Annotated in this window: 17 protein-coding genes, 1 tRNA gene and 1 pseudogene; 15 read left to right on the forward strand and 4 right to left on the reverse strand. The window is 69.5% G+C overall.

The window, feature by feature from the left end; translation table 11 throughout:
• Nucleotides 1–60 precede the first annotated feature (60 nt).
• Nucleotides 61–1,311, forward strand: coding sequence for a SpoIIE family protein phosphatase (locus tag AB0D74_RS15785; RefSeq protein WP_362585769.1), 1,251 nt, complete (start codon nucleotides 61–63; stop codon nucleotides 1,309–1,311).
• 46 nt (nucleotides 1,312–1,357) lie between these two features.
• Here the strand turns inward: AB0D74_RS15785 and AB0D74_RS15790 are convergent, their stop codons facing one another.
• Complete coding sequence (locus tag AB0D74_RS15790) at nucleotides 1,358–1,936, reverse strand: helix-turn-helix domain-containing protein (RefSeq protein WP_362585772.1); 579 nt, start codon at nucleotides 1,934–1,936, stop codon at nucleotides 1,358–1,360.
• A gap of 219 nt (nucleotides 1,937–2,155) precedes the next feature.
• Between AB0D74_RS15790 and AB0D74_RS15795 the strand changes: the two genes are divergently transcribed.
• Nucleotides 2,156–3,583 (forward strand): MFS transporter, encoded by a 1,428-nt coding sequence (locus tag AB0D74_RS15795; RefSeq protein WP_362585776.1) that lies wholly within the window; start codon nucleotides 2,156–2,158, stop codon nucleotides 3,581–3,583.
• A 46-nt stretch (nucleotides 3,584–3,629) separates the two neighbouring features.
• Nucleotides 3,630–3,703, forward strand: a tRNA-Pro gene (locus AB0D74_RS15800).
• A 107-nt stretch (nucleotides 3,704–3,810) separates the two neighbouring features.
• Here AB0D74_RS15800 and AB0D74_RS15805 read toward each other — a convergent pair.
• Together AB0D74_RS15805 and AB0D74_RS15810 are read right to left on the reverse strand one after the other, a co-directional pair.
• Nucleotides 3,811–4,359, reverse strand: coding sequence for a hypothetical protein (locus AB0D74_RS15805; protein WP_362585779.1), 549 nt, complete (start codon nucleotides 4,357–4,359; stop codon nucleotides 3,811–3,813).
• Nucleotides 4,360–4,710: 351 nt separating this feature from the next.
• Entirely contained in the window at nucleotides 4,711–4,983 is a 273-nt protein-coding gene (locus AB0D74_RS15810) for a transposase (protein WP_362585782.1), read from the reverse strand.
• Between the two features lie 433 nt (nucleotides 4,984–5,416).
• Here AB0D74_RS15810 and AB0D74_RS15815 point away from each other — a divergent pair, with 433 nt between their 5' ends.
• From AB0D74_RS15815 to AB0D74_RS15835, 5 genes and pseudogenes are all read left to right on the forward strand, one after another.
• The gene (locus tag AB0D74_RS15815; RefSeq protein ID WP_362585785.1) at nucleotides 5,417–6,403 is read left to right on the forward strand and encodes an LLM class flavin-dependent oxidoreductase; all 987 of its coding nucleotides are present in this window, start codon (nucleotides 5,417–5,419) and stop codon (nucleotides 6,401–6,403) included.
• Between the two features lie 1,026 nt (nucleotides 6,404–7,429).
• Entirely contained in the window at nucleotides 7,430–7,660 is a 231-nt protein-coding gene (locus AB0D74_RS15820) for a hypothetical protein (RefSeq protein WP_362585788.1), read from the forward strand.
• 440 nt (nucleotides 7,661–8,100) lie between these two features.
• A pseudogene (locus tag AB0D74_RS15825) lies at nucleotides 8,101–8,448 on the forward strand (thiamine pyrophosphate-dependent enzyme); the annotation flags it as partial.
• Between the two features lie 109 nt (nucleotides 8,449–8,557).
• Nucleotides 8,558–8,977 carry a hypothetical protein gene (locus tag AB0D74_RS15830; RefSeq protein WP_362585791.1) on the forward strand — a complete coding sequence of 140 codons (420 nt, stop codon included), beginning with the start codon at nucleotides 8,558–8,560 and terminating at the stop codon, nucleotides 8,975–8,977.
• Nucleotides 8,978–10,080: 1,103 nt separating this feature from the next.
• Nucleotides 10,081–11,718 (forward strand): helix-turn-helix domain-containing protein, encoded by a 1,638-nt coding sequence (locus tag AB0D74_RS15835; protein ID WP_362585794.1) that lies wholly within the window; start codon nucleotides 10,081–10,083, stop codon nucleotides 11,716–11,718.
• A gap of 16 nt (nucleotides 11,719–11,734) precedes the next feature.
• Here the strand turns inward: AB0D74_RS15835 and AB0D74_RS15840 are convergent, their stop codons facing one another.
• Nucleotides 11,735–14,782: a BTAD domain-containing putative transcriptional regulator gene (locus AB0D74_RS15840; protein WP_362585797.1), complete on the reverse strand. Its 3,048-nt coding sequence runs from the start codon at nucleotides 14,780–14,782 to the stop codon at nucleotides 11,735–11,737.
• Nucleotides 14,783–15,020: 238 nt separating this feature from the next.
• Here AB0D74_RS15840 and AB0D74_RS15845 point away from each other — a divergent pair, with 238 nt between their 5' ends.
• From AB0D74_RS15845 to AB0D74_RS15875, 7 genes are all read left to right on the forward strand, one after another.
• Nucleotides 15,021–16,118, forward strand: a complete 1,098-nt coding sequence (locus tag AB0D74_RS15845; RefSeq protein WP_362585800.1) for a hypothetical protein — start codon at nucleotides 15,021–15,023, stop codon at nucleotides 16,116–16,118.
• Nucleotides 16,111–17,706, forward strand: coding sequence for an acyl-CoA synthetase (locus AB0D74_RS15850; protein WP_362585803.1), 1,596 nt, complete (start codon nucleotides 16,111–16,113; stop codon nucleotides 17,704–17,706). The genes AB0D74_RS15845 and AB0D74_RS15850 overlap by 8 nt, the downstream gene beginning before the upstream one ends.
• 42 nt (nucleotides 17,707–17,748) lie before the next feature.
• Nucleotides 17,749–18,972, forward strand: a complete 1,224-nt coding sequence (locus AB0D74_RS15855; RefSeq protein WP_362585805.1) for an LLM class flavin-dependent oxidoreductase — start codon at nucleotides 17,749–17,751, stop codon at nucleotides 18,970–18,972.
• Nucleotides 18,973–18,979: 7 nt separating this feature from the next.
• Entirely contained in the window at nucleotides 18,980–19,933 is a 954-nt protein-coding gene (locus AB0D74_RS15860; protein ID WP_362585808.1) for an alpha/beta hydrolase, read from the forward strand.
• Between the two features lie 91 nt (nucleotides 19,934–20,024).
• The gene (locus AB0D74_RS15865) at nucleotides 20,025–21,293 is read left to right on the forward strand and encodes an acyl-CoA dehydrogenase family protein (RefSeq protein ID WP_362585811.1); all 1,269 of its coding nucleotides are present in this window, start codon (nucleotides 20,025–20,027) and stop codon (nucleotides 21,291–21,293) included.
• Nucleotides 21,283–22,488, forward strand: coding sequence for a flavin reductase (locus AB0D74_RS15870; protein ID WP_362585814.1), 1,206 nt, complete (start codon nucleotides 21,283–21,285; stop codon nucleotides 22,486–22,488). Before AB0D74_RS15865 ends, AB0D74_RS15870 begins: the two co-directional genes overlap by 11 nt.
• Nucleotides 22,489–22,540: 52 nt before the next feature.
• The gene (locus AB0D74_RS15875) at nucleotides 22,541–23,701 is read left to right on the forward strand and encodes a membrane dipeptidase (protein ID WP_362585817.1); all 1,161 of its coding nucleotides are present in this window, start codon (nucleotides 22,541–22,543) and stop codon (nucleotides 23,699–23,701) included.
• The last annotated feature ends 17 nt before the right edge of the window (nucleotides 23,702–23,718 follow it).

The following is a 23,718-nucleotide window of genomic DNA, read 5'->3' on the forward strand; positions in this document are numbered from 1 at the left end:
AGCCGCAGGACGGACCGTAGATTGAGGACGGAGCCGTTGAGGCGGGAAGGAGCGTCAGCGGTGGCATCCCGGGTTGATCACACGGCGCTGTTCGCCGCGACGCCGAGCCCGTATCTGGTGCTCGGCCCGGATCTGGTCATCGTCGACGTGAACCGGGCCTATCTGGCGGCCACCGGACGCACCCGGGAGGACCTGCTCGGGCGGCACATCTTCACCGCGTTCCCGGACAACCCCGCCGACCCGGAGGCAGACGGGGTCAAGAACCTCGGTGCCTCCCTGCACCGGGTCCTCGCCACCGCCCGGTCCGACACCATGGCGCTGCAGAAGTACGACATCCCGGTCATGGGCCGGCCCGGGATCTTCGAGGAGCGCTGGTGGTCCCCGGTGAACACCCCCGTGCTCGGCGCGGCCGGCCAGGTGGACTACATCATCCACCGGGTGGAGGACGTCACCTCGTTCGTCAAGGAGTACCGGGCCACCCATCCCGACGGCATCCGGGCGACGGAGCGTCCGCAGGAGACGCAGGCCCTGGAGGCGGAACTGTACGCCCGGGCGCGGGAGCTGCAGCGGCTGAACGAGGAACTGCGGCAGGCCCACACCCGCGAACGCGAGGTCGCCGTCATCCTCCAGGAGGCCATGCTCCACGTCCCCGACCTGGCCCACCACCGTGACATCGCGGTGCGCTACCTGCCCGCCACCGGCTCCCTCAACGTCTGCGGCGACTGGTACGACGTCGTCGACATCGCGCCCGACCGGCTGGCCGTCGCGGTCGGCGACGTCATCGGCCACGGCCTGGAGGCGGCGGCTGTCATGGGCATGCTCCGCAGTGCGCTGTCCGCCGCCATCCGGGCCCTGGAGCGTCCCGCCCAGGCGCTGGAGGTACTCGGTCTGTACGCCAGGTCGGTGGAGGGGGCGCTGGGCACCACCGCCGTGAAGGCGGTCGTCGACATGCGCAGCCGGCTGATCACCTACAGCAGTGCGGGCCACCCGCCGCCCATGCTCATCCATCCCGACGGCAGCTGCGACCTGCTGGACCAGGCGACCGACCCGCCGCTCGGCGCCCGCCCGCAGCACGTCCCGCGCCCGCAGTCGAGCCTGCCGTACAAGCCGGGCGACACCCTCGTCCTGTACACCGACGGGCTGATCGAGCGGCGGGACCAGGACATCGATGTCGGGCTGCGTCAACTGGCCGACGTGCTCGGTGAGTTCATCCACATGGGCACCGAGGAGCTCGCCGACACCGTGCTGGCCCGCCTGGGCGTCGCCAGCGGCGGCCGGGACGACATCGCGCTCATCGTCGTACGGCTCTGAGCCGCGCGTCCCTGGGGGCGGGACTCCGGTGGGGGAGCGGCGACCGTCAGCGGCCTGCGCGTACCCCGTCCAGGGCGATGCCGAGGACGCGGTCGCGCTGGGCGTCGTCCTCGAAGGCCGTGGCGGTGATGCCGGAGACCATGCGGAGCAGGTCGCCGATCTCCATGTCGGTGCGGACCACGCCCGCCTTCTGGGCCCGCTCCAGCAGCGGGCCGCCGGCCGCGTACATCGAGTCACGGCAGGCCTGGAAGATCTCCGACTCGTCGTTGAGCGCCTCGCGCACCGCCCGCTTGGTGACCATGTAGCCGGTGAAGCGGTCCAGCCATGCGGTCAGGGCCTCCCAGGGCTTCAGCCCGGCCAGTTCCACGGAGGCTCGGCACAGCGCGTTGACCTCGTCCGCGTAGACGCTCTCGAAGAGGTCGCGGCGGGTCGGGAAGTTCCGGTACAGGGTGCCGATGCCGACCCCCGCGCGGCGGGCGACGTCCTCCAGGGAGACGTCAGCGCCCCGCTCGGCGAACGCCTCGCGGGCGGCCTTGACCAGCGCGTCGTAGTTGCGGGCCGCGTCCTTTCGGTGCGGTCTCCGGGACGCGACGATCTCGCTGACGGGGAACGGGCTGTCCGTCACTGCTGCCTCCCGGGTGAAAGGGGTGAACCGGAGGGGTTCCTCGACTTCGGTTGAAGCGGAGGGTTGCCTCCAGTAGAGTGGAGGGGTACCTCCACTTTAGCAGTGCGGAGCGGTACCGCCATGGCCGGACGCGGCCCGGCGTCTCCTTCACCCTTCGTTCCTCCCTCCCCCCTCGCCCTTTCCCCCTTTCCCTCCGTTCCGATTTCGGAGAGGCCTTTCATGCCCCGGAAGTCCACCCGCCTCACCTTCGCGGTCCTCGCGACCGGTGCCGGCGTGTTCTCCATGCTCCAGTCGCTGGTCGCCCCGGCCCTGCCGACCGTCCAGCATGCCCTGCACACCTCCCAGTCCACCGCGACCTGGGTGATGACGGCCTATCTGCTGTCCGCCTCGGTCTTCACCCCGATACTCGGCCGGGTCGGCGACCTGGTCGGCAAGAAGCGCACCCTCGTCGCCGTCCTGCTCGCCGTCCTGGCCGGCTGTCTGATCGCCGCCCTCGCGCCGAACATCGGCGTCCTGATCGTCGCCCGGGTCGTCCAGGGCATCGGCGGCGCCCTGTTCCCGCTCTCCTTCGGCATCATCCGCGACGAGTTCACCCCGGCCGAGGTCAGCGGCAGCATCAGCAACCTCTCCGCGGTGATCGCGGCCGGCGGCGGCGTCGGCATCGTCGCCGCGGGGCCGATCGTCTCCGCGCTCGACTACCGCTGGCTGTTCTGGATCCCGGTCGGCGTGGTCGCGGCCACCGTCCTGATCGCCGCCCGCTACGTGCCCGAGTCGCCCAAGCGGGCCGAGGGCAGCGTCAGCTGGCTCGGCGCCGGGCTGCTCTCCGCCTGGCTGGTGACGCTGCTGCTGCCGCTGAGCCAGGCCGGTCAGTGGGGCTGGGGCTCGGCCAAGGTGCTCGGCCTGTTCGGCACGGCCGTCGTGCTGTGCGCCGTCTGGCTGCTCTCCGAGTCGCGCTCCGCCACCCCGCTCATCGACCTGCGCGTGATGCGGCTGCCCGCCGTCTGGACCACCAACACGGCCGCCCTCCTCTTCGGCGCCGGCATGTACGCGATCTGGTCCTTCCTGCCCGGCTTCGTCCAGACCCCCGCCGCGGCCGGCTACGGCTTCGGCGCCACCGTCACCGAGTCCGGCCTGCTCATGCTGCCGATGCTCATCGCCATGTTCCTCTCGGGTGTCGTCGGCGGCCGTCTGGAACCCCGCGTCGGCGCCAAGGTGCAGCTCACCACGGGGGCCGCGCTCGGCGCGCTGGCCTGTGCCTTCCTCACCCTCTGGCACGACAAGGAGTGGCAGATCGGCGTCGTCGCGGGCCTGTTCGGCCTCGGCATCGGACTGGCCTTCGCCTCGATGGCCAACCTCATCGTCGGCAGCGTGCCGCCCGAGCAGACCGGCGCCGCGACCGGCATGAACGCCAACATCCGCACCATCGGCGGCTCCATCGGCGCCGCCCTCACCAGCGTCCTGGTCACCGGCCGGCTCCAGCCCTCCGGACTGCCGTACGCCTCCGGCTACACCCACGCCTGGGCCCTGCTCGCACTGTTCTGCCTCACCGCGGCCGGTGCCGCCCTCCTCGTCCCGGTCCGCCGCGCGAGCCGCGTCGCCGACCCGGTCACGGAGCGGTCGGCGGCAGCACCCGTACGCGTGCGGTAGTGTTGACCTGCGTGATCACGCGGAAACCCACCGCGTGACTCCGCAGCGGGACGTGGCGCAGCTTGGTAGCGCACTTGACTGGGGGTCAAGGGGTCGCAGGTTCAAATCCTGTCGTCCCGACTGGAGACAGTCGCAGTTCAGGGCCGGTTTCGGAGGCATCCGAAACCGGCCCTTGATCGTTCTTGGGGACCAGGTGGGGACCGGTGCCCTTGACCGGGTTCAGCGGGTCAATCCCGTCGTACAGAGCTTGGTCGCGGTCCGTGATCAACTGTGCTGATGAGGCACGGGCGGTGGCCGGCAGGGCGGCAGTGCTCCAGACGGAACAGGTGAGCGGTGCTGACGAGGGTGACGTGGCAGTGGAAACCGCCGTAGGTGCGGCCTTCGTGGTCGCCAAGGCCGAGGGCCTGTTCCTTCTCCCGGTAGTCCGTCTCGATGCTCCAGCGGCTCGTGGCGTGTCGGACCAGTAAGGTCAACCGGGTGCCGGCGGGCAGGTCCGTGATCCAGGAACGGAAGACGTCGCCTCCGCGCTTGCGTTTCCACTGGATCAGCAGCGTGTGTTGGGGCAGCAGGCGGTCGTCGGTGTTGCCTGCGATACAGCGCTTGATGATTCCGGCGATGCGGACCGGGATCGCGATGAACCAGCCGGGCCGGTCCTGGCCCGGGCGGTGCCGGGTCTTGGGGCGGTAGACGAAACGGCGCGCTCGGCAGCGGTGTTCCGCGGCAACGTCGTCGACGTGGCTGCTGGGGCGCCGGTGGGCCCACGCGGTGACAGGCACTGCGGTGGCGGGCGGGACGACGGTGTCCCCGACAACGGCCAGCAGCCAGGCGATGTCGCGATCACTGAGGCCGGTACGGAAGGCGACGTTGTTGCCTTAGCCGCTGTCGGCCGTCACCAGCCGCGGGTCGGCCCCCCAGTCGGCAAGCTCGTCGAACAGGTCCAGCGCGACCGGTCATCGGTCCGGTTTCCGGGCAGGAACAGCAGTCAGTGCAGTGGTGGCTCTCCACGCGGGGGCCGCGGGGATGGAGACGGTCACCTGGGACAAGTGCCGGCCGCGTTCGCCGCAGTGCTGCACGATCGCCCCTGTGGTGTGATACCCGTAGCGGACGAAAGGGTGGCCGTCGATCACCTATGTCGCAGGGCGGACGACGCGGACCGCGACCCGGCGCATGACCTCGCGGTAGTCCCACGGCGACTGCGCGACGAAGTGCCCCAGATTCTGCCAGGGGACCCCTGACCGCTCGGCCAGCGGCTCCACCGAATTGCGCTTGCCGTCCAGCAGGCGCCTGCGCAGGTACTGCACCCCGTGCGTCCGCTGCCCCCGGTGGGGCAGGTAGGCGAAGACATCGGAGGTGAATTTCGCCAAGTCGGTGTTGAGCTCCTCGACTTCATCTCGGTCCATGCGCCAGCATATGGTGGCGGCGGTGGTGCGGCTGCCAAGCCCTCGTTGGTGCCGAAGGCGCCACCCTCACGGATGAACTCCGCGAGGGTGGCGAAGACCTGGAAGACGAGCCGGCCGCCTGAGGCCGATCCCGCGGTCGAGCGAGGGGACCACGAGTGTGTCTCCAGGTTCAAGGAACGCGTGGCATACCGTCAGCTCGGAGCGGAGCGTGTTTCTTGCCGGATTTCATGTCTGCGAAGATTCTCCGGTATCCGGCGGTCAGGGGGGGGCGATCTGCCGTTCGAGCCTCTGCCCGTCGGTCGAGACTCGGACGTATTCGGTCTTGTTCTCGGTGCGGACGAGAGGCTCGGCGACGAGGAGTCCTGGCTCGTCGGCCGGGTCGGGGCATGACCCCGGATCATGAGGCGCGCGAGGTGACGCGTATCCTTGACGAGTGATAGACCTACCGCTGTCCATACTTGAAGTCACCGCGTTCGAAGCGGGTACATCTGCTGCCGAGACGATCCGCGGCTCGGTCAGGCTCGCTCAACGAGCAGATCAGCTCGGCTTTCAGCGCATCTGGTATGCCGAACACCACGGCTCACCATTCCTGGCCGACTTCCCACCTGCCGTCGTCATAGCGCACATGGCGGCCGTAACCTCTTCGATCAGAGTCGGTTCGGGCGGAGTTCTCGCGCCTAATCACGTACCTCTGTCGTTAGCGGAGCAGTTCGCAGCTCTGGCTGCGTTTCACCCCGGCCGGATCGATCTCGGAATCGGACGTGGCCCGGGAACCCTGGATGAGCAGACAGCCCGGGCGCTGCGTCGGGGCGCTCCCACGGCCAATGATGAGGAATACGGCGAGGCTGTCGCTCAGGTCCTCGGTCTGGTCGGGGAACGGGAAGAGGTCCCGGAGCCATGGTTGCTCTGTTCCAGCGTGGCGGGGACGACACTCGCGGCGGAGCTGGGCCTTCCCTTGGCGTTCGCGTACCACATCAGGCCGCAGAATGCTTTCGAAGCACTGGAACGGTATCGGGACCGCTTCAAGCCCTCCCGCTGGAGTGACACGCCGAGAGTGATGCTGAGCGTTACGGCAGTGTGCGCGGAGACCGAGGCCGAGGCCGCACACCTCAGCCGTCCGTTCGACATCGCGCGACTCAGCCTTCTCAACGGACGGGGCGAGCCACAGCTCCCCCTGGAGGAGGCCGCGCGACGTGTCTTCACGTCGGAGGAACAGGCGATCCTGGAGAGCCACCGGCTTGGCCGCGCCCAAGGAACCCCCGAACAGGTCGCGCGTGCCTTGGCGGAGACAGGCGGTCGCTTCGGAGCTGACGAGCTTATGCTCGTGACTCCCGTTCACGACGCGACGAGCCGTATCCGTTCCTTCGAACTCATCGCAGGCCTCACCGGTCCATCCGCGCTTCGCGCTCCAGTCGGGTAGCCAGGGCCTGTCCTGTGGACGTTTCCCGACGCACGTACCTTGTTGCCGCGTTTCTCTCGCTGTCCTGGTCTCCGGAGTAAATACCTGGCCGGTCTACTTCCGGGGTCTTGGGGTCTCGCAAGGGGCGTAGCCTCTTGCGAGACCCGCTCTCGTGGATGGTTGACTGGCGGTGGCTCGGAAAGTTGATGTGCCGGTCTTAGAGCGGGGAGATCTTGGCATCGCTCGAACAGCCGGCGAGAGTGCTCGTCGAGTACCAGGCGTTTGCCAGGGGGGACGGTCTATGAGTTCGCGGGACAAGCGCGGTGGGTCTCCGGGCGGTTTAGGAGACCAGCGGGATGGGAGAGAAGGGCGTCGGTGACACGCGACATGGCTCGCCAACGAAGATCGGCGGGAACCCTCATCGGCGCGGGCGGTGAGTTCCTGCTGGCGAGTCGATCCGCAATAGTGCTTGGGGCGGAGACGTTGGACAACAATCATCTGCAGAAACGCCTGTTTGGCCACCCGGCGATGTGCGGCTATATTCCCCTCGCTAGTGACGGCATTGCTGGAGCATGACGCCCGTAGGCGAGGTGATTTTTCCGATGCGTGGGCGATCGTGTACGTGCTTGGCACATGACGTGCTGCGCCGGTTCATGCCTTCCCGATGACGCCTCATGTGGAGTGCGGTGCGTTCCTTGAACCGGAGGCCTAGGCGTCCTGAACTGAGGTCTTGTGCGTGCGCAATACGTGTGGTGTGGGTGTTGCGGGCGATATCTTGACGCTCATTTGGCGCTCGTTCTGATGAGGCGTCGAGGGCGGGCGACGCGCCCGGCGGCGCTGCTGCTTCCTGCTCGTCAAATGTCGCGGAAGGGACCAGTGCCGGAAGTCCCAGAAAAGTCCCAGAGGACTCCCACCGCTGACGGACACCCTTTCAGTTCTGTACGCCAATGCGGGCTCGTCGAGCGCCCTGACGTCGACGAGGGCGTTGGAACCTTGATGCCGGGTGGTCGGCCCTCGGTGGACGCCTTGCGGGATCGTAGGTTCCTGATGATCGACGATGACTCTGCGGTCGCCGGCGGCAGTGAGCGGGCGGTGCCCGCCAAGCCTCGCGCGCCCCACAGCGAGCGGCCTGTCGCGCGAGCCCTGCGGGCGAAGGCGCAGGAACTGGTCGAGCGGCTCGCCACCGAAGGACGCATCCGGATCGCCGCTCCGGATGGCGACGAGGTGGCGGCGTGTAGTCAGCTGTCCGAAGCGGCACGTCCTGGAACCGGCGAGTAGACGCATCGAGTTTCTGAGCCTTTCACGCTTGTGCCCGGTTAGGCAGTCGATTTTCCCCAGGGGAATGGGTCGGAGCGGCGTGCGGGAGAAGCTGCTCCGGTGGGTCGGGTGGTCACAGGCAGTTGGTGCCGAGGGTTGAGAGGGCAGCCCTGAGCAGCCGCTGCTGCGCATTCCGCGGGCTGCCGTGATCTCGGGAGGACACCGGTTCACGGCAGGTATGTTCGCGGTGCTGTCCTTGCCGTGCCGGGACGGCACCCATCAAGGGAATGCGTGACACAACCGGACGCATCACTGCCTACGGGCGGAGCGACGCAGAGAGGGGACAACGGACGCGAGCGGCCCGTCCGGCTATGCACTGCGTCCCGTGATCGCAAGCATGCGACGAGTCGGATTGCGGCTCATAGAGACTCTCGACACCATCGAAAGCAGGCGAGCGCGTCACGTATGCCACCGGAGACGCGTCGTTCATGAAGAACTTCGCGGACTTCCACACGGCAGTCCGCCACCAACTGCCCCTCACAGTAGTCGCCTTCAACGACAACGCGCGGTGGACCAGGAGAAGCACGACCTTGCTCCGTGTCACCGGTGGGCAGGGCGGTCGCCGACGGCTGCTGTTCTGCATCGCTACATATCGAGTCCCTGACGGGCTGTACGGACGCGACGTGCGGTTCTGGCGATCCGGTGGACGACCGGGTGCGAAACGTACAGAGTCGTTGTTGTGGCCGCCGGGGCGGGCAACGGGCGCAGAGCATCCGGTAAGTCGAAGGTGGGGGCATGGACAGCAATGAGTACGACGAGTACGAGGCCGTCGTCAGGGTTCCGAAGGGCGCCCGTCTCGCACGGTAGAGGAAAACCGAAGGCGCTCACCGCGCCATCACTGACCTCGGCACCGATCAGATGGATCATGCCGAGCTCTTCCTGAAGGAGAAGATCGGGTCGGATCCGGTGGCAGCGCACCCACAGGATCGGCCTGACTTTGACCACCACGAATCGGAGGCGCTGGCGCAGGAGCGCCGAGAGAACGCGGAGTTCGTCGCCGAGGTGCTGTTCCAGGTCGGCATCAGACCGGCGGAGAAGGCTGCTCCGCACGTGAGGAAGTGGTGGTCTGAACACGCGCTCCCCGCAGTGAAGGCGAAGTGGAACGACCGGGCGACCCTCTCCGTACGCGCGACGTGGGGCAGAGTCACGCGAAGTCGCCCGAACGAGCAACAGGCCGCGGCCGAGCGGGACCTGCAGGATGCCGTTGTTGTTTCAAACGATCAGCGGACGACCATGAACAGCGCGGAAGCGCAGAAGCGGTTCAAAGCGGCTTGGTAACCAGACTATTCAGCGATAGGCAGCTACGGCTGGTGCGTAACGCCCGGATCCTTGACGAGATTGAGGACGGTCCGGCGGAGTCGGGGGCGACGAGTGATCTCACGCCTCAGCGCATTGGGAAGCTCATCGCGGAAGTTCGCGTCAACCGCGATGACGTTGTTCGCCTTGGAGTGGAAGCCGCGGAACCGGACGACTACGGGACCCGGCGAGGGAGACCGGGGGCTACCTGAGCGTTGGCTGGCGAGTCAGGCCCGTTGTCCCGTCCCCCGTTCGACAGGGCCGTAGTGGCCGGAGGAGACACCCCGTGTGATGGCGCTCTTCGGATCTCCTCGCCTGGTGGGTGGGATCGAGCGCTTGTGGTAGGCAGCCGTGGCTGGAAACCGGTGCTTACCCTTTGTGCTCGGCGGTTCATCCGTTCTCGGTCTGGTGGTGATACGTCTTGCGTGGTGCGGTGACCAGGGAAGACCGCGGCTGGATGTGCGGCGGGTTGAGTGGGGCCCGTGTATGGTCCGGATCTTGGTACTGAGGGAGGCGGTGGGTGTGCCCGTCTGGAGGCAATACCGGACAGGGGTCTCCTGCTGACGCCCCGATACGGAAGCACAGTCGAGGAGGAGGCGGCGCCGCCGCACTACGGTTGTGAAGGCCCGTCTCGGTAGGCGGGTCGCCCGCTCAAACCACCCTGGTGGTTGGGCCGTAAGGCGGGAGACGACGGTGCGGGCATTCGTGAGTCGAGTCGGCTGATCGAGGCCCAGGAACCGTTTTGGTCGTATTGGCCCGAGGCCACGCACAAGTACGACGTGGTCGGCCTTCCGAGGCGGACCGTGCCGTGGCTCCGGTCCAGGCAGGGCCGCGATTTCGGCCTCATTCACACCCCGCTGTCAGCCTGTGGCACGAACTCGCGGAGTGGGGAGTGCGCTATGTCGATCGATCTCAGCTACATGCCGCCATCCGGTGTCAGGAGGGTGCGGGCGGGTGAGCACGACGGTCCGGGCGCGCGGCCACAGCCTGTCCGCGACGCGATCGCCGAGTCGTGGCGCCGCTCCGCGCAGTGCGGACTCGACCGGAGTGGCAGCGCTCCCCGTGATCCGTTGTCCGTTCCCGATGTGCCGCAACGACTGGCCAGCTGTGCGCTTCCGGTCGTGGACCGGGTGCGCGAACTGCTGGGGGACGCGGGCGTTGCCGTGACTCTCGTCGGTGCCCAGGGCCGGGTCCTTGAAGTCGTCGGTCCCAACGACTGGTTCCGTCGCCGGCTCGATCACCTCGGGCTCTCCCTCGGGGCCAGGTGGAGCGAGGAGGAGGCCGGGACCAACGCCTTCGGGCTGGCTCTCCTGACGCGGGAGCCGTGGGCCGTCGGCAAGGGGGAACACTTTCTGGAGAAGCTCGCGGAGCTGAGCTGCGGGGCCGCGCCGATCGTGCACCCGTTCACCCAGCGGACGCAGGGAGCCGTCGGCCTGACCGCGCTGGACGGCCGCGACGCGCAGACGCTTGCCGCAACCGCCGCGCTCGCGGCTGAAGCGGTCCAGCACGCGATGGAAGCGCGGTCGAGCGCGCACGAGCGCGGTCTCCTGACCCACTACCTGCGCAACGCGCGTTCCACGACGGCTCCGGTGCTGGCCTTCAGCAGCCGTATCGAACTCGCCAACGGTGCTGCCGCGCGGATGCTGGGAGCCGGCGACCGCGCGGTCCTGCGCCGCCAGGCCGAAGCCGAACTCGCCGAGCGGTCCTCCGGGACGATCGACCTGGCGCTCGCCGACGGGGACAGCTTCAACGCGGTGGTTCATCGAGTCGACGAGGCGGATCTGAAGCAGGGGGTCGTCGTCCGGGCCGCTCCGACGGGCGCGAACCGCTGGCGACCGACGGACGGGGATCACCACGCCGAACGCTCCGGACTTGAGGCGTCCTTCGTCGGACACAGCAAGGCGGTCACGCATGTGCGCGCTCTGGCCGGCCGAGTGACGGTCGACCTGCCGGTCGTCTGTTTCTCCGGTGAGGCCGGTACGGGCAGACTTCTGCTGGCCCGGCTCATCGCAGCCCGCGTCCGTCCGTCCGCGCCGGTGGTGGTCTTCGACGCCGACCGGTCGGCTCCCTTCGCCCACCATGAAGTCGCCGAGCGGGTCACCGAGGAATTGCGTACTACCCCGAACACGGTGATCCTGCGGCACGTGGAACGTCTCCCGGGTGCAGTGCTCGCCGCTCTCGTCGGTCAAGCCGCCGACATCGGAGAGCTGCGTCTTCTGCTCACCAGGACGGAAGCGCCCGGCAGCGGTCCCTCCGACGTTTTCGTGGCGGGGACGGCCGGTCTGGAACTGCGCATCCCGCCCCTCCGGGAGCGGCCGGAGGACGTGCTGGACCTCGTGCCGCACCTGGTCCACCGCGTGCGGTCGACGATGCGCGTGGCGCCGGCCCTGCCGGAAACCCTCGTCCGGCACGACTGGCCCGGGAACGTGACGGAACTGGAAGGACTGCTGCGGACCGTCGCGCAGCGGAGCGTCAAGGCCGAGATGTCGCTGATCGATCTGCCCAGCTCCTATCTCAACAGCGGCCGGACCCTGGGCCGGATGGAGCACATCGAACGCCTGGCCATCATCCGGGCCCTCCAGGAGAACGCCGGGAACAAGTCCCGTGCGGCCGAGTCGCTCGGCATCGGCCGGGCCACTCTGTACCGGAAGCTGCGCACATACCGTATCGATCTGACCAGCCAGATCCTGGTCACTGCGGCTGGTCGCCCCGACGGGCGCTGAACACTGCAGGACGGTCTCAACGCCGCAGCTGACCAAGGAGCCGACGGGTGGCGGGAGCCGGGCTGAGCCCCAGGGCGGCGAGAGCGCTCTTGCAGCGGAGATACCGGCTGACCACGCCGTCGTAGTCCCCACGGGCGTTCGCCACGGACATGGCCAGCCGCCACCCGCCCTCGCGGTAGGGGTCGTCGCCGAGCGCCCGCTCGACGAGTTCCTGAGCCTGTTGGTGCAGGCCCAGCTCCAGGGAGAGTGCTGCCGCCTCGATCCGTGCGGTGACGGCGAGCTCGGACAGGTGATCACGCCGGGCCTCGATCCACGGTGAGTCGAGGGCCTCCAGGTAGGGCCCCCGGTCGTAGAGGCCGAGAGCCGCCCTCGTCGCCTGCAGCCGGTCCTCGCCGCGAAGCCGGGCGGCCTCGCCCAACCGGGCCTCGAAACGGGTCGAGTCGCTGGTGATCCGCGTTCTGTCACGCAGCCGCAGTACACCGTCGCTCAGCACGATGTCGTCCGGGTCGGGCAGTACCTCCCTGAGCCGGCGGACCGCCTGCCGCAGATAGGCCCCGGCGGCGTCGTCCCGGCGGCCCTCGAACAGGACGTCGAGAAGCCTGTTCCGGTCCGCGGCGCCGCCCTGCACCACCAGGAAGGCGAGGAGCTCCAGGCTCTTGCCGATGGCCGGGCGCAGCTCCTGGCCGAGGACTGTCATCGCCTTGCGGCCGAATTCGTTCACGTGGACGGTCGGGCGCCCGACGGCTTCCAGGATCCGGTGGTCCTGCGTGATGAGCGCCCTGCCCAGGGCGTGCCAGGGCGAGTCCGCCTCCGGTTCGGCGTCGATCCGGCGTGAGAGGACCGCGGGGAACCGGGCGAGAGCTTGGAGCAGGACGTGGTTCGCTCCCTGCCGGGCCGCCGCGGCCAGGGCGAGTTCCGCGGCCCGGTCGGACTCCTCCTCGTTTCCGGCCCGCCACTCGGCCTCCGCGAGGAACACGGCGGCGGCGGGCAGTTCGAGGATGCGCGCGCCGCGCCCCATGCTGGCCACGGTGTCCCGCAGAATGCCCAGGGCACGGGTGTCGTCACCCCCGGCGCCCAGCAGCATCAGGAGCGCGTCCAGGGTACTGACCACCTCCCGGTAGTACACGCTGGAGTCGACCAGCGGATTGCCTCGCAGCCGCTCCAGGACCTGCCAAGCGGTGCGCGGATCGTCGAGCCGTATCGCCGCCTTGATCTCGACGATGCGGAACGCGATCTCGTAGACCACCGCGCCCGAACCGCGGGCCCGCTCGTAGCCCTCGTGCAGCAGGCGCAGGGCTGCCTCGGGGTTGCCCGCCTCCAGCATGATCTCGGATCCCAGGAGCGCCTGGGTGATTCCGATCCGCCCGGTGGCGTCGGGGCGGGAGGCCTCGTACAACTCCAGCGCCTCGTGCGTGTGGCCGGTCGCCCGCAGCGCGGCGGCCCGGTGGAGTCCCGCGACCTCCTGGATCCAGGGAGACGTGTCCGGGGCGACGACCTCCTGCAGCAGTCCCGAGTAGTAGCGGGTGATGAGCACCACCGCGTCCATTGCGCCTCCGCTGAGCGGGGCGGTCTCGGTCGCGTCGGGGCCGGTGTCCTCCACCCACAGATGGAGGGCGTAGCGGACGGCGGCGACCTCGGGGCCGGTGGCGGCGGCCAGGACGACGTCGGCGTCCGTCGCGCGTCCGCAGATCAGATACGACCACCCCATCAGGGCCGCGGCACGTGGCGAGTGCGCGGCGAGTTCTTCCCTGGTGCCCGCCAGGGCGAGCCGGTCCGCGATCGCGACACCGTGGTGGAAGTCGTCACGGGCGACGGCCCGCATCAGCCGGGCCGTGGTGAGGTCCGAGGCGGACGGCTCGTCCCCGAGGGCGGACAGCCACCGGTCGGCGATGTCGAGGTCCAGCCGCTCGATGACCGTGAGGACCGCGCGTTCGGCGTACTCCCGTGCGTCCACGACGAGGCCGACACCCAGCAGGACCTCGGTCGCCTCCTCGTGGTGGCCCTCCTCGGACAGCAGCCGTGCCGTGCGCCGACGCAGGTCCAGCAGAACGTCGGCGTCCAACTCCGTCATCCGGGCCCGCAGGAACTCGCGGAAGCGGGAGTGGCAGCGCAGGGTACGGCCGTCCGGGCCCGTCCAAGTGGCGGGGAGATGCGCCCTGCGCAACGAGCCGAGCCGGGCTCCGGCGTCGATCCACCCCAGGGCCTGGGCGCGCCGGGGGCTGACCTCGTCGAGGACGGAGGTCGTGACCAGGAACTCCAGGTCCCGCGGGTCGAGCGGCCGGAGGATGTGCGTGGAGAGATAACCGTGCAGCGGATCGACCTCACCGCCGGTGCCGTCGACGTGCTCACGGGCGTGCCATGCCTCGAACAGCACTCCCGTGACCCAGCCGCCCGTGGCGTGCACCGCCGAGTCCGCCGCGATGTCGGACTTGCCCAGGGAAGCGAGGGCCTTGGCCGCCTCCTCCACGGTGAAGGCCAACTGGCTCTCGCTCGGCCCCTCGACGGTCGTCTCGGGAGGGAAGGCCACCAGGTGCTCCGGTGGGTTTCGCCGGCTGAGCAGAACCAGGCGCAGCTGCGGCGGGGCGTACCGGACGACCGCGTCGAGGACCGCCCATGCCTCGGGAGCGTCGGCCAGCTGCTCCAACTCGTCGATGACAAGAACGAGTTCACCGGCGCCGAGCTCCTCCACCATGGACGCCGCGGCCTCGCGGTGGGTCAGACCCGCGGCGAGGGCCCGCCGCGCGAGTTCGTCGGCCTGCGGCCGGTGAGTGGCCAGGGCGGCCGAAAGGTAGACGAACAGACGGCCGGGCGCCGTATCCGTACGGTCCACGGTCAGCCAGGCCACATCGGCGTGGAGTCCGCGGACCGCCTCGGCCACGGCCGTGGTCTTGCCTGCCCCGGCGGTGGCCGAGACCACGACCACACGGTGCTCCAGGACCAGCCGTCGCAGCGGTGCCACCAGCCGGGGCCGGGAGACGAAGGCGGCCGGCAGTTCCGGAATGGCGAGTTTGCTGCGCACGAGGACCGTCTCACGGCCTGCTTCGCTGTCGCCCATGGGGAGCATGTGACCGACCGTATCCGCACCGGACGCGCATGAGGAGCCTGTGAAGCGCTCATTGTCCCAGATCGAGACGCGGCCCGTGCCGCCCGGCGCCCTACGGTGGGGCGATCTGCACGAGATGGATCGAGGAGCCGCCTTGTCCACGCATAAATCATCCAGCACAGATCCGGCCATTGGCACGGACTCCGTCGACCGTGCGCGGAAGCTGGGCCAGCTTGCCGAAGAACACACCCTGGACAGCATGCGCGAGGGCAGGCTGGTCGACCCCGTCGAGAAGGAACTGGTCGACAGCGATCTGCTGAGTCTGTGGGTCCCGCGGTCCCTGGGCGGCGCGGAGTGCCCGCCGCTGGAGATGTACGACGTCGTCGAGACGACCTCCTACCACGACGGTCCGGCCGGCTGGGTGCTGCTCGCCACCGCCCTCGCCACCGCGACCGCGGGCGCCTACCTGGGCGACGACGCGGTCGCCGGGCTCTACGGTGGCGGGCCGCTCCCCGTCATAGCGGGGCAGGGCTCACCGGTCGGGGTGGCCGAGGTCGTCGAGGGGGGCTACCGGCTCACCGGGGCATGGAGCTACGGCTCGGGGATCAAGCACACGACACACGCGTACTCCGGTGCCGTCGTGCACGAGAACGGGCGCCCGCAGCTCGGTCCCGACGGGCGGCCGAACATCATTCTGACCGTCGTACCGCGGCAGGACGTGCGGTTCGGGGACAACTGGGACGTTCTCGGGCTCGCCGCCACCGGAAGCATCGACTACACGATCACCGACCTCTTCGTACCCGCGCAGTGGGCCCACCCCGCCCGGATCCGGCACTCCGACCGGGGCGGTCAGCTCTACAGTCTCGGCGTCATCGGCATGGGATGCCTGCTGCACGCGGCCTGGGCCGTCGGCCTCGGCCGCCGCGCTCTCGACGAGCTGGCCGCGTACGCCCAGCACCGCGGGGACCGGGCCGCGAGCGAGGACTTCCTTCAGCGAGCGGCCTGGGACGAGGCCGCCTTCCGGGCCGCGAGCGGATTCCTGCGCCAGACCTGGACCGACGTACAGACGACGTTCGAGCGCGGCGAAGCCCTGTCGAAACGGCAGCAGACCATGATCCGGCTCGCCGTCAACCACATCACCCACACGGTGGCCGACGTCTGTGCCGACGTCTACCGCCTCTCCGGCGGTGTCGGTCTGCGGGCCGGGGCCATCCAGCGGTGCTTCCGCGACACCCACGCCTCCACCCAGCACATCATCGTCTCGGACGTGATCCTGCGCGGGACGGGACGGGAACTGCTCGGCCTGGCCCCGGACCACTCCTGGGTCCACCACGAGCTGGTGCCCGATCATGGCTGACTCCCTCGCCGCCACGGAGGCGGTCAGGGCCGCCCGCTCCCACACGATCGGCGACCTGTTGCGCCGTACCGCCCTGCGCACCCCGGACAAGCCGGCCCTGCTGGCGGCCGGCCGGCGCTTCACCTACGCCGAGTTCGACGCCGCCGCGAACCGGGCGGCCAACGCGATCGCCCGGCAGGGGATCGGCAAGGGCGACCGGTTCGCGGTCCTTTCCCACAACGGCTGGGAGTTCTGCGTCCTCACCTACGCCCTGGCCAGGCTGGGCGCGATCATGGTGCCGATCAACTTCATGCTCAACGCGACCGAAGTTGCCTACATCCTGGAGCACTCCGAAGCCACCGGACTCGCCGTCGAGGACGCGCTGCACCCTGTCGCCGAAGAGGCCGTCCGGCTGAGCGGTGTCGACCTGAAGGCCCGGGGCTGGATCGCCCTCGCAGGGGAGCCGCGCCCCGAGGGCTGGGAGGATGTCGCCTTCTGGGCCGACAGCGGCGAGGACGGTGCGCCTGCCGTACTCGTGGACGACGACGACCCGGTCCGCCTGATGTACACCAGCGGCACCGAGTCTCGTCCCAAGGGCGCCCTCCTGAGCAGCCGCAGTCTCATCTGCCAGTACGTCTCGTGCGTCGTCGACGGCGAGATGGTCCACGACGACATCGAGATCCACGCGCTCCCGCTCTACCACTGCGCGCAGCTCGACTGCTTCCTCGGACCGGACGTCTACGTCGGCGCGACGAGCATCGTGCTTCCACGCCCCGACCCCGAGGTGATCCTGCGGACCATCGAGGAGGAGCGGGTGACGAAGCTGTTCTGCCCTCCCACCGTCTGGATCTCCCTGCTGCGCAGCCCGGCCTTCGCCACCACGGACCTGTCCAGTCTGCGCAAGGGGTACTACGGAGCCTCGCCCATGCCGGTCGAGATCCTCCGGGAACTGCGGGAGCGGCTGCCGCAGGTCCGCCTGTGGAACTTCTACGGGCAGACCGAGATGGCCCCGCTCGCGACGATCCTCAAGCCGGACGAGCAGATCAGTCACGCCGGTTCGGCGGGACGCCCGGCCCTCAACGTCGAGACCCGCCTCGTCGGCGACGACGGCCATGACGTGCCGCCGGGCGAGGTCGGCGAGATCGCGCACCGCAGCCCGCAGGCCACGCTCGGCTACTTCCGGGACGAGGAGAAGAGCGCGGACGCCTTCCGCGGCGGCTGGTTCCACTCGGGTGATCTCGGTGTGATGAGCCCCGACGGCTACCTCACGGTTGTCGACCGCAAGAAGGACATGATCAAGTCAGGCGGGGAGAACGTGGCCAGCCGCGAGGTCGAGGAGGCCCTTTACCGGCTGGTCGGCGTGGCCGAGGCGGCCGTGTTCGGTGTCCCCGACGAGATATGGATCGAGGCCGTCACCGCGGTCGTGGTCCTCCGGGACGGCGCCGGGCTGACCGAGGACGCCGTCATCACCCACTGCCGGTCGCTGCTGGCCGGCTACAAGACCCCCAAACACGTGTTCTTCGCGTCGGAACTGCCCAAGAACCCGAGCGGCAAGATCCTCAAGCGCGAACTCCGGGAGAGCTACGCGCGCGCGGCCGTCGCGCGCTAGTCAGCACCCCCAGGTCGAAGGATCACTCAAAGAGGAGTTGTCATGACCGTCACCCCGGGCATCGACGCGATGCAGTTCGGACTGTTCATCGCACCGCAGCACTACCCGAACCAGAACCCCACCCGCGCCCTGCGCCGCGACCTCGAAACACTGGAGTACGCCGAGACCCTCGGCTTTGTCGAAGGCTGGGTGGGCGAGCACCACTCGTCCGGCCACGAGATCATCGCCTCGCCGGAGGTCTTCGTGGCGGCGGCCGTCGAGCGCACCCACCGGATGCGGCTGGGAACTGGCGTCGCCTCACTGCCCTACCACCACCCCTTCCAGGTCGCGCAGCGGGCCGTCCTGCTGGACCACCTGTCGAAGGGCCGCACGATCCTCGGGATGGGACCGGGCTCATTGCCCTCCGACGCCGCCATGATCGGCGTTCCCTGGGCCGAGACCCGCTCCAGGATGGCCGAGGCCGTCGACGTCATCGTCAGGTTGCTGACCAGCGAGGAAGGGGTGACCCACCACTCCTCCTGGTTCGACCTCGACGACGCATATCTCCAGCTCAAGCCGTTCCAACGCCCCACCCCCGAGCTGGTCTTCACCTCCATGGAGTCGCCCTTCGGCCCCACTTTGGCCGGCCGGTACGGCGCCGGACTGCTCGCGCTCGGCGCCACCAGCCGCAGGGGGTATGCCGCGCTCAGCAACATGTGGCACATCGCGGAGGAGCAGGCCGAGGTCCACGGCACCACGGTGGACCGCAAGAACTACCGCGTCGTCGCGTTCATGCACGTCGCGGAGACACGCAAGCAGGCGTACGCCGAGGTGGCGAAGGGCTTCCCGCGGCACATGAACTACGTCGCCAACGTCAGCGAGCGCACCTTCGCCTGGCTGGAGGAGCAAGCGGCCTCCAACGGCGACGCCCCGTCCGCCGAGCCCACTGTCGAACAGATGATCGATGGCGTGAAGGACACCCACCTGATGTGCGTGGGTGACGTCGCCGACGCCATCGCCTTCATCGAGCACATGCGCGCGAGCGCGGACGGGTTCGGCACCCTGCTGATCACCACCGGGCACGACTGGGCGGCACAGGACGCCGAGCGGCGTTCCCTGGAGCTGATCGCGCGGGAGGTCATGCCGCACTTCCAGGGCTCGACGAGGCCGATGGAGATCGCGGTCCAGCGGGCCGTCGCGACCCGTGAACTGCGCGTCGGCGAACAGCGGGAGAGCATCAAGGTCGCCACGCAGAGCTACGTCGACGCCGGCGGCAAGGTCAGCTGAGGCATCGATGCTCCCCGACGACCAGGTGGCGACGGTGATCCCGGCGCAGGGCGTCGCGGCGGAGGCGGAACTCGCGCGTGCCGTGGAGTGGACCCGTGAGCTGAAGCGCCGGACCCGGGACTGCGCGGACCTGACCGAGGTCCGCGCGGTCACGGGGCGCATGATGGCGACACGGCTGGGGGAGGGGCCGCCGGCCGGGGTCCGGATCGCTCAGGCCGCGTTCGGCGGTGTGCCGGCCGAGGTCGTCACGGCCGACGGCGCACCTCCGGCTGGGCCCGTCCTCCTGCACCTTCACGGCGGCGGGTTCATGCTCGGCGCCCCACCGGACGACCGGCTGTTCCTGTCCGGGGTCGCGACCGGCATCCGGGGGCGGACCGTGTCGGTCGACTACCGGCTCGCTCCGGAGAACCCGTATCCCGCCGCCGTGGACGACGGTGTCGCCGTGTACGAAGCACTGCTCCGCTCCGGGGTGGACCCGAACTCGCTCGTGGTGAGCGGGGAGTCGGCGGGCGGCGGGCTCGCACTGCTGTGTCTGCAACGGGCTCACCGGATCGGACTGCCCCGGCCCGCTGGACTCGTACTTCTCTCGCCGTTGGCCGACTTCACGCTGTCCGGGGCCAGCCACGAGACCAACGCGGAAGGCGAGAGGTTCACTTCACGGGAGGGCCTCGCGCGAGGTCTCGCGAGCTTCCTCGCGGGTGCGGACGCCCACGCCGTGTCGCCGCTGGCGAACGACCTCGCGGGAATCCCGCCGAGTCTGGTGCAGGCCGGGGACACGGAGATCCTCCTGGACGACGCCCGGGGCGTCGCGGCCGGGCTGCGGAGCGCGGGCGTGCCGGTGGCGCTGGAGATCTGGGGCGGCGTCCTGCACACGTGGCACGGCTTTCCTCACATGACAGCGGCGCAGCGTGCCACCACGCACGTCGTGCGGTTCCTGCGCGAGCGCCTGGCCTCGTGCTGACTCCGGGTCGCCGTCGCTGCCTGAACCCCGCGAATCATGCCGTACCACATCGAGACGTATCCAACCCCCCTGAAAGACTTACGGTGCTGCCATGTTGAAGACGAGTGAAGGTGCGCACGACACCCGGCCGTCGGCCGACGCCGGCAACCGTCCGGACGGACGCACCGCGACCGATGAACTGCTGGACCGGGTCAGGGCGTTGCTACCGAACATCCGGGCTCGCGCGGCCGAGGCGGAGGAACTGTGCCGCCTGCCCGAGGCGACCGTCCGGGACCTCACCGAGGCCGGCGTGTTCGCGATGCACGCGCCGGCCGAGTTCGGCGGCGCCGAACTCCAGATAGACGCCCTGTTCGAACTCGCGCTGCTGCTGGGCCAGGCCTGCACCGCGACGGCCTGGACCGCGACGTTCCTCGCGTTCCATAACGCCGCGCTCGGCCGGTTCCCGATCGAGACACAGCGCGAGGTCTACGCCGACCGCAACTACGCGCTGTCCGCAGGGAGTTTCCACCCGCTGCCCGGCACCAAGGGCGAACACGTCGACGGCGGCCTCCGGGTGAGCGGACGGTGGGACTTCTGCAGCGGCATCTTGCACTCCGGCTGGTGCCTGCTCGACGTCCCTGTGGAGCCGGTCGAGGGACGGCCCGCGAACCGCTACGTCTGTCTCCTCCCGATCGGCGACCTCGAGATCCTCGACGTCTGGCACACCACCGGGATGCGGGCGACCGGCAGCAACGACGTCAGCGCGGAGGGGGTGTTCGTCCCGGAGCACCACATCATCCCGACGCATGTCTTCCACGGGACGGAGAGCCCCGGAGCTCTCCTGCGCCCCCAGCACTCGCTGCTGCGGATGCCCTTCTACCGGGCCGCGGGCATCTTCCATCCGGCGTTCGCGATCGGGTCGGCGCAGCGCGCGCTCGATGTCTTCCGCGATGACATCGTCGGCAGGCGCCAGCGGCCCGTGAACGGCGGTCCGCTGGCCGAGGCCCCGCTCACGCACAGCCGGTACGCGCGGGCGGCCCACGCCGTGCAGATCGCGACCCTTCTGGCCCGCTCCCAGGCGGACGAGGCCCGCGAGCACTACGCGGCCCATACGGGCGACCCGGAGCTGGAGCGCCGCGCCTACTTCCGGCTCAGCTCGGTCGGGGCGATCGCACAGGCCGCGGAGGCGGTCGAGCTGGTGACCCGGGTGAGTGGCGGCAGCATGTTCCGCAGCGGCTCCGAACTCGACCGCATCAAGCGGGACATGGCGGTGCTGCTCAACCACAACAGCGGTGACTGGGACTTCCACACCGAGACCGCGGGCAAGGTCCTCCTCGGCCTGCCCACCGACCCCGAGGCGGGTGTCTACCGTGCCCTCTGACATCGCGGCCGTGGCCGCTGACACGATCCCCGCCGAGCGGGCGTCGGACCCCTCGTGGTTCCGCCAGGTCCTCGGGCAGTACCCGACCGGCGTGTGCGTCATCACCGCGGCCGGTCCCGACGGAGAACGCGCCGGGTTCGTGGTGGGATCCTTCACCTCGGTGTCGCTGTCCCCGCCGATGGTGGCGTTCTTCCCCGACAAGAGCTCCACGAGCTGGCCCCGGATCGAACGCGCGGGCCGGTTCTGCGTCAACGTGCTCGCCGCTGACCAGGAGGACGTCTGCCGCAGGTTCGCCTCCCGGGCCGAGGACAAGTTCGCCGGCCTCGCCGTGGGCAGCACCCGTTCGGGCATGCCCCTCCTGGACGAGGTCGTGGCCTGGATCGACTGCGAACTCGAAGCCGTCCATGAGGCGGGCGACCACTACATCGTGCTCGGGCGGGTACTGGACCTCGACGTGTCCACCGGCACGTCACCGCTGCTGTTCTTCCAGGGCGGGTACGGCCGGTTCGCCCGGCACTCCGTCACCGACCTGGACTCGCGCGGCCAGCTCGCCGCCGCCCTGCGGGCGGTCGAGATGGTCCGGACCGACTTCGAGGACCTCGCGGCACTGGTCGGCGGGCACTGCGTCGCCACCACGCTCGACGGGAACGAGGTCGCGGTGATCGCCGGCGCGGGCTTCACCCGGCGCGGCGAGGGCGCCGGCACCCTCGTCGGGCAGCGGCTGCCGTTCTCGGCGCCGACCGGTTCGGTCCTCGCCGCCTGGGGCGGTGCCGATGTCATCGACGAGTGGCTGTCCAGGATGCCGTCCGCCGGGGCCCGCGACGTCCACCGCGAGCATCTGACCGCAGTACGCCGCCGCGGGTACTCCCTGGCGCTGCGCAACGAGGCACACCAGGAACTCACCTCGGCACTGGACCGCATGGCGCTCAACCCGGCGTCGGTGGAACGGGACGAGCTGTACAGCCTCTTCGGCGACCTGGCCTACGACCCGTCCGACGACGAGGACACACCGAGCGACGCGCGGCTCATCAGCGTCCCCGTCTTCGACGAGCACGGCGCGGTCGCCTTCGCCCTGACCGTCTACGGATTCGCCGGACCGTCCTCCGCTCAGGAGGCGCATGAGCGCATCCGCCAGGTCCGCGAGATCGCGAGCCGTGCCACCGACGCCCTCGGTGGACGCACGCCCACCGCCTGACCCTCCCGCGCACCCGCTCCTTTCCGACGGCCGTTCCCCCAAGGAGAGTTCCGTGCCCATCGTACCGATGTCGTCAGCCCGGACCCGGGCGGAGACCCTGGTCAGGGAAGCCTTCCTGCTCCAGGGCTCGGAATTGCCGTGCTCACCGCATGGCGGCGGCGACCGCTTCCTCTTCGACCCCTTCGAGGTGAACGACCAGGTCATCGCGGACTGGCGGGAGGCACACCTGGACGCGGTCGTCGTCCCCACCTTCTGCATGGGCCTCGACCCCCATGCGGGCGTCGTGCGGCAGCTGGCCGCGTGGAACTCCGTCCTGCACGACCACCGTGACCAACTCCTGCGCGTCACGACGGGTGCCGACTTCGAACTCGCCCGGGCCAGCGGCCGGATCGGGGTGCTGATCAGCCTGCACTTCGGCGACCACTTCCGCACCCTCGGCGACGTCGACTTCTTCCACCGGCTCGGCGAACGCAGTTCGACCGTCGTCGTCCGCGGACACAACGCCATCGGCAGCGCCCACCACGAGCGGTACGAGTCCGGCCTCACGCACTTCGGCTGCGCGATCGTCCAGCGCATGAACGAGGTCGGCATGGCCGTCGACATCGCGCACGCCAACGAACGCACTTCGCTGGACGTCCTCGACATCGCCACCAAGCCCGTCTACGTGAGCCACGCCTGTGCCTACGGCCTGTCCCCGCACGAGAAGAACAAGTCCGACGAGGTGCTGCGCAAGCTCGGTGAGGGCGGCGGACTCATCGCCGTACAGCCCGCCAGCCAACTGGTGCGTCCCGTCGAGCCGGTGGAGCTGACACACTTCGTCGACCAGATCGAGTACATCGCCCGGATCGCCGGCCCGCAGAGCGTGGGGCTGGGCTTCGAGGAGCCGTACCAGGGCTGGGGGCACTTCCAGGGGCAGAACCGGCCCGTGCAGTCGGTGACCTTCCAGAAGGGCGAGATCTCCGACGCGAAGCTCGCCGCCACCCCCCGCCCGGTCAACCAGCACCACATCCCGGAGCTGATGACCCGCGACCGCTACACGGTCCTGACCGCCGCGCTCATCGACCGGGGCTTCTCCGACGAGGAGATCCGGGGCTTTCTGGGCGAGAACACCAGGCGGGTCTTCAGCACCATCATGGCCGGCGACGGAAAGCCTCGTGACTACGAGTCCGACTTCCGCGCCGTCCACACCAACATCGGGCACATCGCCCACTGACTCGATCCGGCACCCGC

The organism is Streptomyces sp. NPDC048278 (assembly GCF_040652195.1).
In the GTDB taxonomy this organism is placed as follows: domain Bacteria; phylum Actinomycetota; class Actinomycetes; order Streptomycetales; family Streptomycetaceae; genus Streptomyces.